Raw genomic sequence first — 13,836 nt, forward strand, 5'->3', positions numbered from 1 at the left:
CAACGTACCGGCGGCGAGAGGCGTCCAGATAGGCCGCTGACGGATACCCGGCAGAGCCGCAGCGGGATGCGGTCCCTTTGGCCGATCGCACAATCGACCGAAGGCGGGTAGCACTCCCGTTGACGGTGGACGATGTCGTCTCTGTCGTCCCGGCGGCTCGACGATCAGGGTTCCGAGACTGCCGTCTTGGCGGCGTACGTGAACGGCTCGGCGACTTGCGCCGCCGCGGGAAGGCACCGCGGGCGGCTGGACCCCACTGGGAACGGTCGGCACTCGGGCGCGCTATGACGCCGTTTCGGCGATCCGGGACGTGAGAAACTCACGTTCGGCCTCGTTGTCGCACAGGTCGAGCGCGGCCCGGTAGGCGGCGTTCGCCTCCCGCGCGCGGCCCAGCCGGCACAGCAGGTCGGCGCGGGTCGCGGGAAGATACCGGTACCCGGACAGCCTCGGGTCCCCGCTCAGCGCCTCCACGTCGGCCAGCGCCACGGCCGGCCCGGCGACCATGCTCAGCGCCACCGCGCGGTTGAGCGCCACCACCGGGGACGGCCACACCCGCAGCAGTTCGTCGTAGAGCCCCAGGATCTGCGGCCAGTCGGTCTCCTCGAAGCTGGCCGCCTCGGCGTGCAGCGCGGCGATCGCGGCCTGCAGCGCGAACCGGCCCGGCCGCCCACCGCGCAGCGCGGTTACCACCAGCGCGGCGCCCTCGGCGATGGCGTCCCGGTCCCAGGCCGCGCGGTCCTGATCCGCCAGCAGCAGCATCCGGCCGTCCGGGCCGATACGGGTGCGCCGGCGCGCCTCGGTCAGCAGCATCAACGCGAGCAGGCCGGCCGCCTCCCGCTCGTCGGGCATGAGCCCGCGCAGCATCCGGACCAGTTGAAAGGCGCGCTCGATCAGGTCCGGGCGCACCAGCCCCTCGCCGGCCGGAGCGGTGTGCCCCGTGGTGTACAGCAGATGAAGCACGGTGAGTACGGCATCGAGCCGGTCCGGCAACTCGGCGGCGGGCGGCACCCGGTACGCGATCCGGGCCGCCATGATCTTCTTCTTGGCACGGGTCACCCGGGCCGCCATCGTCGACTCGGTGACCAGGAACGCCCCGGCGATCTCGCGGGTGCTCAGGCCGCACAGCAGCCGCAGGGTCAGCGCCACCTGTGCCTCGCGGGCCAGCGCCGGATGGCAGCAGGTGAAGACGAGGCGCAGCCGGTCGTCCGGGATCACCCGCTCGTCGCCCTCCCCGTCGTCGCCGGGCAGGCCGGAGACCGCCGCGCCGGCCGGCTCGACGAGCAACGGCAGCTTGGCGCGCAGGGTGCGCTCGCGCCGGAGCAGGTCCAGGGCCCGGTGCCGGGCCGCGGTGGTCAGCCACGCTCCGGGGCGCGCCGGGATCCCCCGGCGCAGCCACGCGTCGAGCGCGGCGACATAGGCGTCCTGGACACACTCCTCGGCGACGTCCAGATCGCCGGTGACGCGCACCGTCGCGGCGAGCACGAAGGCCCACTCGCGACGGTGCGCGCCCGCGATCGCCTGCCGCACCTCGGTCTCGTCGACCACACCGCCGCAGGCCGCCACGACCGCACGGCCGCAGTCCTCCAGCACCGCACGGCCGCCGGCCTCGGCGACCGCGGCGCCGCAGGACTCCGCGACCGCACGGCGGCCGGCCTCGGGGCCGCGTCGCGCCGAGGCACCGGTTTCGTCCACGGGACCGCCCCCGTCCACGGAACTTCCGGGCTCACGCCCCGCCGGACGTGTCCATGACCGGGCGCACCTCGACGCCCCCGTGCGGCGCCGGGCACAGCTTGGCGATATCCAGCGCGTGGTCGAGGTCGTTCGCCTCGACGAGGTAATACCCGCCGAGGGCCTCCTTCGTCTCGACGAACGGCCCGTCGGTCACGATGTCGCTGCGGATGGAGGTGGCCGTGGTGGTCGGCTCCAGCGCGTTGGTGCCGAGGATCTGGCCACCCTTCTCCGTCACCTGCTCGGCGAACCGGCCGTGCGCCTGCATGACGGTCTGCCACAGGTCCGGCGACGGCTCGAGATATGCCGCCTCGTTCTCGTAGATCAGGATCAAGTACTGCGCCATGGTCTTGCTCCAGTCTCTTGATTGGATCCAACATTGCCTCGACGGGCGCACCCGGGCCGAATCGACAGGCCGTCCGGGATTTTTGTCGAGCCCGCGGATTACTCCGCGGCGTGACAGACCGCCTCCACATTGTTGCCATCCGGATCACGGATGAAAGCCCCAAAATAGGACGGATGATATTCGGGCCACAGGCGGGGAGCGTTCAACACCTCGGCCCCGGCCCCCACCGCGGCCTCGTGGAACGCGACCACGGTGGCCCGGTCGACCGCGCCGAACGCCAGGTGCGTCTCCCGCGCCGGGCCGCCGCCGGCCGTCTGATCCTGGACCCGCTGATCCTGGACCCGGCCCAGCCAGAACCACGGCCGGTCGTCGCCGTAGCCGATCACGTCGCCGAACTCGACCATCCGTCGCACGCCCAGCGGCGCCAACACGGCATCGTAGAACGCGGCGCCGGCAGCAAGATCACTGACCTGGATGGATATGTGGTCAATCATGTGGCCAGCATCCCAGAGAGGACCGACGGAATTCCGCGCTAGGGTCAAGCCGGTCAGATAGTCACGCTGGTGAGGGGAATCGGGTTGGTCACTGGACCGGATGTCGCGGCCGAGCAGGTTCATCGGGACGGCCCCGCCGAAGGCGACCTCGGCCACGCCCGACCAGCCGAGGCCAACCTCGGCCACGCCCGACCAGCCGAGGCCAACCTCGGTTACGCGCGGCTGGACCTCGACCGGGCCGCCCGCACCGGCGACCCCGAGGTGGTCTACGGCGCCGGCAAGACGCCGGAGCAGGTGGTCGGCGCGCTGCGCGCACTCGCCGGCGCGCACCCCCACCGGGCGGTACTGGCCACCAGGGTCACGCCCGAGGCGATGGCGCGCTGCCGCGCCGAGTTGCCCGGGGCCCACCTCGACGAGACCGGCCGCACCGTCACCCTCGGACCGCTGCCGACCCCGGTGGGTCGGGTGGCCGTGGTCTGCGCCGGCACCTCCGACCTCCCGGTCGCCCGGGAATGCACGACCGTGATCGAGGTGTTCGGCGCCGAGCCCGACCTGGTGGTGGACGTCGGCGTGGCCGGCCTGCACCGGCTGCTCGCGCAGCGTGACCGGATCGCCGCCGCGGACGTGGTGATCGCCGTCGCCGGGATGGAGGCGGCGCTGCCGTCGGTACTGGCCGGGCTGGTGGGCGCGCCGCTCATCGCGCTGCCGACCAGCGTCGGGTACGGCTGGCACCTGGAGGGGTTGACCGCGTTCCTGGCCAGCTTGAACAGTTGCGCACCGGGCGTGGTGTGCGTCAACGTCGACAACGGGTTCGGTGCCGGGGTGGCCGCCGCCCGGATCGCCCGACGGACCGGGGCACCCCGGCCCTAGCCGGCCACCCCGGTCAGGAGCACGGGGCGTGGGCGTCGAGCAGCCGCCCCACCCGCATCAAAGTCTCCCGGGTGTTCGGCTTCCGGGTGAGGGCCACCGCCTCCGCGACCGGCAGCCAGCGCAGCCGGGCCTTCGGGTTCTCCGGCCGGGCCAGGTCGGGCACGTCCGTGGCCAGCGCGTACCGGATGTCGGCGTGCTCATGCGCCGGCTCCTTCGGCGACGGCTCCACCGGCACGACCGCCACGTGCACGATCCCGGCATCCGGCCACGGCCGAAGGTCGTCGAGCCCGGTTTCCTCGACACCCTCCCGCATGGCCACCGCGAGTGGGTCCACCTCGCCCGGGTCGGCATGCCCGCCCACCTGCAGCCAGTCCTGCTGGCGCTCGTGCCAGCGCAGCAGCACCCGGCCGGTGGGCGGGTGCACGACAACGGCCGAGCCGGTGATGTGCAGGGCCGACGATCGGGTCCAGAGATCTTCGGTGGTCAGCAGTTCGCGGAGCCGCTGGACGTGGGCCGCCTCGGTCGCGTCGCCGGCCCGGTACCCGGCCAGTTCCTCGGACAGCGACACTCGCGGGCCGGCCGCGTCGACCGCGACGCTGGTGATCGCGGGGTCGGCGGGCGCGGTGTGGTCGGACAATGCTTCTCCCCAGGGTCGGTCCTGCGCTGGTGCGTGCTCTACCGTAACGGCCCTGGCGGCCCCAGCCTGCTCGGGCAGGTCGGGCCGGCAGTATCGGAGGGGCGAACACAGGGACGAGGGGACGCCCCGAGTCGCCATCGGCGAGGGCTACGTGGCGTATCGGGGCCCGATGACGCGGAGCAGCCGTCACCGGCATACCGCCGCAGATCGACCTCGTCGGGCCGCGGCACGACATACATCGCGGCCAGCGTCCGCCACAGGCGCTCGCGGGTCAGCGCGACCACGTGATCGTGGAACCGGGTGGGGGCCAGCCGGCCGAGGGCGGGAGTTCGGGCGATCGCGCCCGAGCGTCAGCGCTTGAGGCTCGCCGCCTCCTCGCGCAGCCGGACGCCGCCGCCCGGGCGGTCCGCCTGCGGTCGCATCGCACCCGCGACCGGGTCCACCAATCCCTCGAACAGCAACCGGTCCACCCGTACGTGATCCGCGAACCACTCCACGTGGCGGAGGTTCGGTACCGCGGCGCAGACCGGGGCGTGCAGCTGCGGTGCGCAGTGCGCGGACACCGGCAACCCGAACGAGTCGGCCACCGCCGCCGACGCGAGGAACCCCGTGTACCCGCCGCAGCGGGTGGCGTCGATCTGCAGGCAGTCCACCGCGCCCGCCGCGCACATCCGGCGGAAGTAGTTCGGGTCGGTGCCGTACTCGCCGGCGGCGATGTCGGGCTCGACCATGCCGCGGATCAGCGCGAGGGAGGCGAGATCGTCCGAGGAGACCGGCTCCTCGAGCCAGCCGATCCCCAGGTCGCCGGCCGCGCGGGCGACCCGGACGGCCTGCTTCGCGCCGTACCCCCCGTTGGCATCGACCATCAGCGTGACGTTTGGTCCCACCGTCTCCCGGGCCAGTGCCATCCGGCGCAGGTCGCGGGCCTCATCCGCGCCCCACCGCTCGGCAATCTTGATCTTCACGGCGGTCATCCCGTCGTCCGACACCCAGCCCGACAGCTGCCTGCGCAGCTGCGCGTCGGTCAGGGTCGTGAAGCCGCCGCTGCCGTAGAGCGGGACCTCCTGCCGGCAGCGCCCGAACAGCTCGACGAGCGGCACCCCGAGCAGTTGGGCCTTCAGATCCCACAGCGCGATGTCCACTGCCGAGACGGCGATGCCGACGAGCCCCGGCAGCAGCGCGTTGCGCGCGGCCATCGCCATCGCCGCGTGGCAGCCGGGGATGTCGACCGGATCGGTGCCGACGACGGCGCTGGCGAGCAGCCCGTTGACCACCTCGCTGGAGGCCGCGAGGCCGTAGCTCCAGCCCAGTCCGGTGCAGTCGCCGGCGGTGACGCTGACGACTATCGCCGTCGTCTCCTGCCAGCACAGCGTGCCGTCCGCCTCCGGCGCCTCGGTCGGCACCGTGTAGGCCGACGCGTGCACGGAGCTGATCGGCTCGTGCTTCACCGGTTCGCTCGGCGCCATCAGCGCCCTCCGATCGTCCGTTCCGGATACTGTCCCAACCGCTGCCCGCGCACCGCCGCCGCGACGAGTTCGGCCAGGTGTACCCCGGCCCGCCCGGTACCGGCGCCGTCGATCTGGGTACGGCAGGAGAAGCCGTCGGCCAGGATCACCGCGTCCGGATCGGCGTCGCGCACCGCGGGCAGCAGAACCCGTTCGGCGCATGCCATCGAGACCTCCCGGTGCGCCGCGGTCATCCCGAAGTCACCGGCCAGGCCGCAGCAGCCCGACTTGAGGATCTGCGGCTCCAGGCCGATCCGCTCCATCAGATCCTTGTCCTGCTCGAAGCCCAGGACCGCGTGCTGGTGGCAGTGCTTCTGCACGACGCCCACCGGCCGGCGTCCGTCCTGTGTGGACAGTCGGGGGGTGAAGTCTCCCGCCCGCTCGTTGAGCAGTTCGGCGAGGGTCACCGTCTGCGCCCGCAAGCGCACCGCGTCGACGTCGCCGTCGAGCAGGTCGACCATGTCCGAGCGCATCACCGAGGTGCAGCTCGGCTCCAGACCCACCACCTGCAAACCCTCGCGCAGGTACGGGATCAGCACGTCGAGGCTGTGGCGCGCCACCTTTTCCGCGACGCTCAGCTGTCCCGTGGAGATCCAGGTCAGTCCACAGCAGACCGTCGAACGCGGGACGATCACCTCGAACCCGGCCGCCTCGAGCACGACGGTCGCGCTCGCGGCGATGTGCGGCTGCATCGAGTTGGTGAAGGTGTCCGGCCACAGCACCACCCGGCCGCGCTCCCCCGAGCCCCGATTGCCCCGGCGGTGGAACGAGTCGACGAACCGGCGCGACGCGAACTTCGGCACCGCCCGCCGCTGGTCGATGCCGGCCACCGCCTTGGCCACGTACCGGAGCCCGGGCGTCCGGGTCACCGTGTTGGCCAGGAACGGTACGGGGGCGGCCAGCCGCGCCCACAGCGGCAGCCAGCCCAGCGAGTAGTGGTACAACGGCCGGATCCGCCCCGCGTAGTGATGCGAGAGGAACTCCGACTTGTAGGTGGCCACGTCCACACCGATCGGGCAGTCCCGCTTGCAGCCCTTGCACGCCAGGCACAGGTCCAGCGAGTCGCGCACCTCGGTGCTGCGCCAGCCATCGGTGATGAAGTCGCCGCGCATCATCTCGTACAGCAGCCGCATCCGGCCCCGGGTCGAGTGCTCCTCCTCCTTCGTCACCACGTAGCTGGGGCACATCACCTCCGTGCCGCTGTCGTGCCGCCGGCACTCGCCCACCCCGAAGCAGCGCGTCGGCACCCCGACGAACCCACCGTCGTCCGGGAAGTCGAAGTGGGTCTGCGGGGTCGGTGGCCGCCAATCGACGCCGAGGCGCAGCTGCGCGTCCAACGGGTTGGCGTGGACAACCTTGCCCGGGTTCATCTTGCCGTCCGGGTCGAAGATGGCCTTGAACCTCTCGAACGCGCGCACCAACCGCTCGCCGAACATGACGGGAAGCAGCTCACCGCGTGCCTGTCCGTCGCCGTGCTCGCCGGACAGCGAGCCCCCGTAGTCGGCGACCAGGTGCGCCGACTTGGTGAGGAACGTGCGGAACTTCCCGATGCCGTTGGCGGTGACCAGGTCGAAGGGGATGCTGGTGTGCACGCAGCCCTGGCCGAAGTGCCCGTAGAGGGGCGCCTCGTCGTACCCGTAGTCGTCCAGCAGGTTGCGCAGGTCGCGCAGGTAGTCGCCGAGCCGCTCCGGCGGTACGGCGGAGTCCTCCCAGCCGGGCCAGGTGTCCAGCCGACCCGGTACCCGCGACGTGGCCCCCAACGCCACGTCCCGAACCTTGTCTATCTCCTCCTGGTCCTCCGGGTCCTGGTAGATCCGCCAGGTGATCAGGCCGCCGGCCTCCTGGAGCTTGCGCAGCAGCCCCTCGGCCCGTTCGTGGGCCTGCTCCGGGGTGTCCCCGATGGTCTTCACCATCATCCACGCGCCCACCTCCGGCAGCTTGTGCAGCGCGCGCATGTTCAGCCGCCGCCCCCGCTCGTACTCCAGGAGCCGGTGGTCGAGGCCCTCCACCATGTACGGGTTGAAGTCGCCGGCCAGCGTGACCCGGTCGCCCACGGCGGCGACGTCCTGGTATCCCGCCAGCAGCAGGCACAGGTGCGGCGGCTCGGGCAGCATGTCCAACTCGGCCCGCAGGATCGTCACGCAGGTCGACTCGGAGCCGACCAGCGCCCGGGCGACGTTGAAGCCGTTCTCCGGCAACAGGTCCGGCAGGTTGTAGCCGGAGATGCGGCGCGGGATGTTCGGAAACCGGGAGCGGATCTCGTCGCCGTACCGGTCGACCAGTTCACGCAGTGAACGGTAGATCTCCGCCCGCCGGCCGCCGGCCCGCTGGATCGCCTCGTATTCTTCGTCGTCCGTCGGGCCGACCCACATCCGGAGCCCGTCGTAGGTCAGCACCTCCAGCCGGCGCACGTTCTCGGCCGTGGTGCCGCTCCACTGCGCGGTCGAGCCGCACGAGTTGTTGCCGAGCATGCCTCCGATGGTGCAGTGGGTGTGGGTGGCCGGCCGCGGGCCGAACATGATGCCGGCCTGCCCCCGGGACGCCCGGTTCAGTTCGTCCAGCACCATCCCGGGCTGCACCACGGAGACGCGCGTCTCGCCGTCGATGGATTCGACCTTGTTGTAGTACTTGGCCATGTCCAGCAGGACCGCGGTGTTCGTGCACTGGCCGCCGAGGCTGGTGCCGCCGCCCCGGGAGAACACCGGCGCGCCGAAGCGGTGGCAGGCCTCCACGGCCGCCACCACGTCATCCGTGCTCTTCGGGATGACCACCCCGATCGGGATCTGCCGGTAGTTGGACGCGTCGGTGTCGTACGCTCCCCGGCTGCCCTTGTCGAACCGCACCTCACCCCGCACCGTCTCGCGCAGCGCGGCGGAGAGCCCCTCGATGTCCAGCCCCTGCGTCAGCCACGGCCGCACCGCGATCACGGCCGGCGCCACGGCGGACCTCGCCACGGCCGTCGCCGGGCCGGACGGCGACGCCCCCGACGGCGACGCCCCGGAGAACGGCGTCCCGGCCGGCGGCTCACCGGCGTCCGACGACGCCCCGGACGGCGACGGTTCGAACCGCGGCGGCTCCAGCGGCGACACCCCGGCCGGCACGGCTCCCGGCAATCCGCCTCCGGACGGCTCCGTCCCCGCCTGCCCCGCGCCGGACCGCACCTGCCCCGACCTGGCGGCCCCGGACGGCCGGCCGCCGCGGGGCGGCGGTTCGGCGGCCGCCGGCGGCATCAGTGGGTCCTCAACTGCTGGATGCGGTCCTTGAACAGGGTGGTCGCGATGGCCGCCTTGTGCGGCTGGCCGCGCAGGAACGCGGAGGCGAACTTCTTCGCCTGGTCATAGCTGACCTTCCCGGGCATGGGCGGCTCGTTCGGATCCACCATCACGTCCAGCAGCGCCGGGCCGTCCACCGACAGCGCGCTGCGCAGCGCGTCGGGCAGGTCCTCCGCCTTGTCCACCTGGATGCCGTGGCCGCCGGCGGCCCGGGCCCAGGCCGCGTAGTCCGGCACCGGCTGGCCGAAACGCACCCCGTGCTCCGGATAGCCCAGCACCATCTGTTCCCAGAGGATCTGGCCGAGCGAGTTGTTGTTGTTCACGATCACCTTGATCGGCAGGCCGTGCCAGACCGCGGTGCTGAACTCGGCCATCAGCATGGCGAAGGCGCCGTCGCCGACGTACGCGATGACCTGGCGGCTCGGGAAGGCGTGCTGGATGGCGATCGCGTACGGCAGGCCCGGCGCCATGGTGGCCAGGTTGCCGGACAGGTAGAACTCCCGCCCGCCGTGGATCTGCCAGTGCCGGGCGGCCCAGGTTGCGACCGTGCCCGAGTCGCAGGTCAGTACCGCGTCATCGGCGGCCAGCTCGTTGATCATGTGGGCGACGTACTGCGGCGCGATCGGGTTGCGGTCGGGCTTCTCCAGCGCGGACATCTTCGACCGCCAGTCCGACATCTGGCTCTGGTACTTCTCCAGGTGCCCGCGGTCCTTCCTGCGGTGCAGCAGCGGCAGCAGCGCCTCCAGCGTGGCGCCGACGTCGCCGATGAGCGGCACCTCGGTGGGTAGCCGGTTGCCGACCCGGGTCGGATCGATCTCGACCTGTACCACCCTGACCTTGCCCGGGCTCGGCAGGAACTTGGTGTACGGGAAGTTGGTGCCCAGCATGAGCAGGGTGTCGATGTCATCGACAAGGTCGGCGCTGGGCGCGGTGCCGAGCAGCCCGATCCCGCCAGTGGTGTAGGGCGAGTCGTCCGCCACCACCATCTTCCCGGGCAGCGTCTTGATGATCGGTGCGGCCAGCGCCTCGGCGGCGCGCTCGACCAGCCGCCCCGCGCCCCGCGCGCCGATGCCGGCGAGGATGGCCACCCGGCCACCGTTGTTGAGCACGTCCGCCGCCTTGTTCAGGTCGTTGTCGGACGGGCGTACCGGCGGGCTGAGGTACACCGGCGCGGTCTTCGGCGGGTTCGCCGGGGCCACGATCTCGAACGGGTTCTCCCCCGCGTCGGCGATCTGAATGTCATTCGGAAAGGTCAGGTGTGCCACGCCCCGCCGCCCGTACGCGGCGCGCACCGCGATGTCGACCAGGCCGGGCACCTGCGCCGGGTTCGTGATCATCTGGTTGTACTCGGCGACGTCCTCGAACAGCCGCTCGAGGTGGACCTCCTGCTGGTACGCGGTGCCCAGCACCGAGGTCTCCTGCATACCGGTGATCGCCAGCACGGGCGCGTGATCGAGCTTGGCGTCGTAGAGCCCGTTGAGCAGATGGATCCCGCCCGGCCCGGAGGTGGCCAGGCACACGCCGAGCCGCCCCGTCGCCTTCGCGTACGCGGTGGCCATGAACGCGGCCGCCTCTTCGTGGTGCACCAGGACGAAGCGCATCGTGTCCCGGCGCCGTCGCAGCCCCTCCATGATCCCATTTATGCCATCCCCGGGCAGCCCGAAGATGGTGTCCACACCCCAGCGCTCAAGAGCCCTGATCAGCACTTCAGAAACAATCTCCGCCATGTCGGTTCGGTACCCGGACGTCGGGTATCTATGCGCCCTGAGGCCCATGAGGGCAGAGAGTCGGTTTCAACCCCGCCGTCCGGGGTACCGAAGCGATCATGAATAGTGCCGGGACGGTGCTGCGCCAGATGCTGCTCGGTGCCGTGGCCGGCGCCGCCGGCACCACCGCGCTGAACGCCGTGACATACCTGGACATGGTCTGGCGGGCCAGGCCGGCCAGCAGCACCCCCGAACGCACGATCGACCAGCTCGCGAGCCGGGTCGGCACGCACATCCCGGGCGACGACGAGCAGCGCGGGAACCGGCGCAGCGCGCTGGGCGCGCTCAACGGCATCGTCACGGGGATGGCGGTGGGCGCGGGGTACGGGCTGGCCCGCGCCCTTGGGTTCCAGCCGCCGCTGTGGGCCGGCGCCCTCATCGCCGGGGGTGCCGCGATGCTCACGGCGGATGGCTCGATCACGGCGCTGGGCGTGAGTAACCCGCGCACCTGGAGCCGGACCGACTGGCTCAGCGACGCGATACCGCACCTCGCGTACGGCGCGGTCACGGCCGCCACCTACACGGCCACCGACCACCGCTGACCGCGCGGCCGGACGCGGCTCACCGGGCCGCGGCCGGCCCGCCGCGGTCCCGGATCGCGGCCGGCCCGACACGGCTCAACGGGTCGGCCGGTCACCGGGTCAGCGGGTCGTGGCCCCAGTTCATCAGGGAGTACCGCCACCGGGTCTCCCGCACGTCGCCGGACGGGCGCTGGGCCATGTGCCGTGCCACGTAACCGACCACCTTGCGCATGTGCGACAGGTCGGCGTCGGTCAGTTCCGCCTTGCGCTTGCGCAGCAGCGCGACGATGCGCCGCCCGGACTGATGGCCGGTCGACTCGGCCCGCGTCGACTTCTTCTGCCCGACGGACTTCGACTCGTCGCTGCCCAGCCAGCGCTCAAGCTGCCTGACGTTCATGTTGACCGCGTCGCGGAACCGGCGGTACGCGGTCTCCCGCTCATCAGCGTTCACGGCGCAACGCCTCCGGCTTGTGTACGGCGACCCCGCCGCTCTTGTCGCTACGCACCTGGTACTGGGGCGCCTGCTTGGACGCGACAACGACCCGGCCACCGGCCCTGGTGCGGCTGGTGATCTCCGCCTCGACCTGGCCGTGCACGGTTTCGCCGTGGCTGCGCCAGCTGACCCGGTCGCCGGGTCGCAACTTGTCGACTCCCATACCCTGGTGGCTACCCGTCGGCCGCCTCCGGAAACGAGCCGCGCCCCGGCCCGCGGCGCCCGGCTCCAGCGGGCGGGGACCCGCGGAGGTCTGCGGAGGCCAGGAAACCCCTGTGACACCGGCGCACTCGGAGCACCAATCCGCCCTGATGACCGCGGCAGAGGCCATCTCGGGCACGGGCGCGCGACCCGGGCGGAGGCGCCCTATCCCGGGCGGCGGAGGCAACATTTCGCGTTGCCGGCGAGCGGGCACGACACCGGCCAGTCGGGGCGGGAGGCCCGACCGTTCGCGAGTCAGCCGAATTACCCTCCGCCGGCCTTACCGGCATCGTGGCCGGGAGCTTTTACCCATCGCAGCGGAGGCACCATTTCCGGGCGGAATGTTTCGGACAAGACGGAAAAATTATCTCTAATGCCGCCTAAGCCGCAATTGCCGCCGGGGCCAACCGCTGACCCACAAAAGGATGAGGCCCCAACCCGGGAAAACCCAGGTCAGGGCCTTGATCACGAGTGCGCCGCCAGGGACTCGAACCCCGAACCCGCGGATTAAGAGTCCGCTGCTCTGCCAGTTGAGCTAGCGGCGCGTTCGCAACGGACAGAACCATAGCATGCGCCCGGCCACGCTCCCCAATCAGCCGCCCCCCGCCCCGACTTGCCTCGGTTCCGCAAAAACCCAACACGCGAAAGCCACAAATGGGGCATGCTGAAATTACCGATTAGCAAGCGAGGTCTCATCATGCGTCTGACGAAAGTCGGCTGGGCCGCCGCTGTAGCGGCGATGTTCACCGCACCCTTGGCATTGTCCGCATGCACGCACGGGCCATCGGTAGCGGCCGTCTGGCACAACGGGAAGGGATCGGACGGCAAGCCGTTCACGGTCAAGGTCTCCCCGGCGTCCGGAGCGGTGAACCAGCCGGTCACCACCGAGATCGGCACCTCGACAAACGGGGGCAAAATCACCAACGTGTCGATGACCGACCCGTCCGGAAAAACCGTACCGGGCAGCGAGCGGCCGGACGGTAGCTCCTGGGTGCCGGGCATCCAACTCACCTACGGCGCCGCCTATCACGCCACGGTGACCGCGACCGCGCCGGACGGCAAGAAGCAGACCAGCACGACGAGCTTCACCACGATGGCGGACCCCGGTGACGCCATCACCAGCACGCTGTACTTCCAGGACGGTCAGACCTACGGCGTCGGCATGCCCGTCGCCCTCCAGTTCGACCAGCCGATCCCGGACAGTTCCAAGGCGGCGGTGGAGAAGCGGTTGTTCGTGCAGTCGGACCCGCCCCAGGTCGGGGTGTGGCACTGGTTCGGCGACGACCAGGTGATGTACCGACCGGAGAAGTACTGGCAGACCGGCACCAAGGTGACGGTACGGGCCGCGCTGGGCGGGCTGCCGATCAGCGGCGGCAAGTACCTGGACACCGACCGCACCGGCGTCAGCACCATTGGCAGCAAGACCGTGTTCCAGGTCGACAACGCCAAGAAGCAGATGGAAGTCTTCCAGGGCGACAAGCTGGTCAAGACCTTCCCGGTGAGTCTGGGCGAGCCCAACACGCCCACGTCCTCCGGCAACATGGTGCTGATGAGTCACGAGTACACGTCCCTGTTCAGCGTGCCGGGCGAGTACACGGTGGACGTCATGTACGCCGAACGGTTCACCTGGGACGGCCAGTACCTGCACGCCGCTCCGTGGTCGGTGGGCAACCAGGGCGTCGACAACGTCAGCCACGGCTGCGTCAACCTCTCCGACAACAATGCGGAGTGGGTCTACAACAACAGCCACATCGGCGACCCGGTGTCGGTCAGCGGCACCGAGGTACACGTGACGCCGGGCGACGGCTGGACCGTGTGGGACATGAGCTGGCCGGACTACATCAAGGGCAGCGCGCTACCGCAGCAGGACCTGCTGAACCAGGCCAAGGCGGAGGCCGCGCCGGATCACGGCGGCAAGACCGCGCCGCACGTCAACTGACCCGGTAATCCGTTAAGAACCCGGCGCGCCGGGGTGCCCACCGAGGCACCCCGGCGCGTGGTTT

At 71.2% G+C, this 13,836-nt stretch carries 12 protein-coding genes and 1 tRNA gene; 3 read left to right on the forward strand and 10 right to left on the reverse strand.

The genetic code is table 11. The annotated features are described in order from the left end of the window. Positions 1-282 precede the first annotated feature (282 nt). The 3 genes from ABEA87_RS10740 to ABEA87_RS10750 form a co-directional block, all read right to left on the reverse strand. The gene (locus tag ABEA87_RS10740; RefSeq protein ID WP_345628915.1) at positions 283-1,482 is read right to left on the reverse strand and encodes an RNA polymerase sigma factor; all 1,200 of its coding nucleotides are present in this window, start codon (positions 1,480-1,482) and stop codon (positions 283-285) included. 241 nt (positions 1,483-1,723) lie between these two features. Further along, complete coding sequence (locus ABEA87_RS10745) at positions 1,724-2,074, reverse strand: YciI family protein (protein ID WP_345628468.1); 351 nt, start codon at positions 2,072-2,074, stop codon at positions 1,724-1,726. Between the two features lie 98 nt (positions 2,075-2,172). Next, positions 2,173-2,568 (reverse strand): VOC family protein, encoded by a 396-nt coding sequence (locus ABEA87_RS10750; protein WP_345628470.1) that lies wholly within the window; start codon positions 2,566-2,568, stop codon positions 2,173-2,175. Between the two features lie 84 nt (positions 2,569-2,652). Between ABEA87_RS10750 and larB the strand changes: the two genes are divergently transcribed. Then, positions 2,653-3,438: a nickel pincer cofactor biosynthesis protein LarB gene (larB, locus tag ABEA87_RS10755; RefSeq protein WP_345628472.1), complete on the forward strand. Its 786-nt coding sequence runs from the start codon at positions 2,653-2,655 to the stop codon at positions 3,436-3,438. A gap of 13 nt (positions 3,439-3,451) precedes the next feature. On the opposite strand, the gene ABEA87_RS10760 is transcribed toward larB, so the two are convergent. The 4 genes from ABEA87_RS10760 to ABEA87_RS10775 form a co-directional block, all read right to left on the reverse strand. Beyond that, on the reverse strand, positions 3,452-4,006 hold the full coding sequence (locus ABEA87_RS10760; RefSeq protein ID WP_345628916.1) for an NUDIX hydrolase: 555 nt from the start codon (positions 4,004-4,006) through the stop codon (positions 3,452-3,454). Between the two features lie 419 nt (positions 4,007-4,425). After that, positions 4,426-5,541, reverse strand: a complete 1,116-nt coding sequence (locus ABEA87_RS10765; protein WP_345628474.1) for an enolase C-terminal domain-like protein — start codon at positions 5,539-5,541, stop codon at positions 4,426-4,428. Next, on the reverse strand, positions 5,541-8,693 hold the full coding sequence (locus tag ABEA87_RS10770; protein WP_345628476.1) for an FAD-binding and (Fe-S)-binding domain-containing protein: 3,153 nt from the start codon (positions 8,691-8,693) through the stop codon (positions 5,541-5,543). Before ABEA87_RS10770 ends, ABEA87_RS10765 begins: the two co-directional genes overlap by 1 nt. 116 nt (positions 8,694-8,809) lie before the next feature. Beyond that, the gene (locus ABEA87_RS10775) at positions 8,810-10,579 is read right to left on the reverse strand and encodes a thiamine pyrophosphate-dependent enzyme (protein ID WP_345628478.1); all 1,770 of its coding nucleotides are present in this window, start codon (positions 10,577-10,579) and stop codon (positions 8,810-8,812) included. A gap of 98 nt (positions 10,580-10,677) precedes the next feature. Between ABEA87_RS10775 and ABEA87_RS10780 the strand changes: the two genes are divergently transcribed. Further along, positions 10,678-11,160: a hypothetical protein gene (locus ABEA87_RS10780; RefSeq protein WP_425570834.1), complete on the forward strand. Its 483-nt coding sequence runs from the start codon at positions 10,678-10,680 to the stop codon at positions 11,158-11,160. A 91-nt stretch (positions 11,161-11,251) separates the two neighbouring features. Here the strand turns inward: ABEA87_RS10780 and ABEA87_RS10785 are convergent, their stop codons facing one another. The 3 genes from ABEA87_RS10785 to ABEA87_RS10795 form a co-directional block, all read right to left on the reverse strand. Continuing rightward, on the reverse strand, positions 11,252-11,590 hold the full coding sequence (locus ABEA87_RS10785) for a DUF3140 domain-containing protein (protein WP_345628480.1): 339 nt from the start codon (positions 11,588-11,590) through the stop codon (positions 11,252-11,254). After that, entirely contained in the window at positions 11,580-11,795 is a 216-nt protein-coding gene (locus ABEA87_RS10790; protein WP_345628482.1) for a hypervirulence associated TUDOR domain-containing protein, read from the reverse strand. The genes ABEA87_RS10785 and ABEA87_RS10790 overlap by 11 nt, the downstream gene beginning before the upstream one ends. Before the next feature lie 510 nt (positions 11,796-12,305). Then, positions 12,306-12,378: transfer RNA gene (locus ABEA87_RS10795), tRNA-Lys, on the reverse strand. Positions 12,379-12,530: 152 nt separating this feature from the next. Here ABEA87_RS10795 and ABEA87_RS10800 point away from each other — a divergent pair. Continuing rightward, positions 12,531-13,772 carry a L,D-transpeptidase gene (locus tag ABEA87_RS10800; protein ID WP_345628484.1) on the forward strand — a complete coding sequence of 414 codons (1,242 nt, stop codon included), beginning with the start codon at positions 12,531-12,533 and terminating at the stop codon, positions 13,770-13,772. The last annotated feature ends 64 nt before the right edge of the window (positions 13,773-13,836 follow it).

It is taken from the genome of Rugosimonospora acidiphila (genome assembly GCF_039543385.1).
Lineage (GTDB): Bacteria > Actinomycetota > Actinomycetes > Mycobacteriales > Micromonosporaceae > Rugosimonospora > Rugosimonospora acidiphila.

Bases quoted from the DNA above. Each gene is read 5' to 3' on its own strand.
- ABEA87_RS10745 (WP_345628468.1), bottom strand. From the start codon at position 2,074: ATGGCGCAGTACTTGATCCTGATCTACGAGAACGAGGCGGCATATCTC.
- ABEA87_RS10765 (WP_345628474.1), bottom strand. From the start codon at position 5,541: ATGGCGCCGAGCGAACCGGTGAAGCACGAGCCGATCAGCTCCGTGCAC.
- ABEA87_RS10780 (WP_425570834.1), top strand. From the start codon at position 10,678: ATGAATAGTGCCGGGACGGTGCTGCGCCAGATGCTGCTCGGTGCCGTG.
- ABEA87_RS10790 (WP_345628482.1), bottom strand. From the start codon at position 11,795: ATGGGAGTCGACAAGTTGCGACCCGGCGACCGGGTCAGCTGGCGCAGC.
- ABEA87_RS10775 (WP_345628478.1), bottom strand. From the start codon at position 10,579: ATGGCGGAGATTGTTTCTGAAGTGCTGATCAGGGCTCTTGAGCGCTGG.
- ABEA87_RS10750 (WP_345628470.1), bottom strand. From the start codon at position 2,568: ATGATTGACCACATATCCATCCAGGTCAGTGATCTTGCTGCCGGCGCC.
- ABEA87_RS10800 (WP_345628484.1), top strand. From the start codon at position 12,531: ATGCGTCTGACGAAAGTCGGCTGGGCCGCCGCTGTAGCGGCGATGTTC.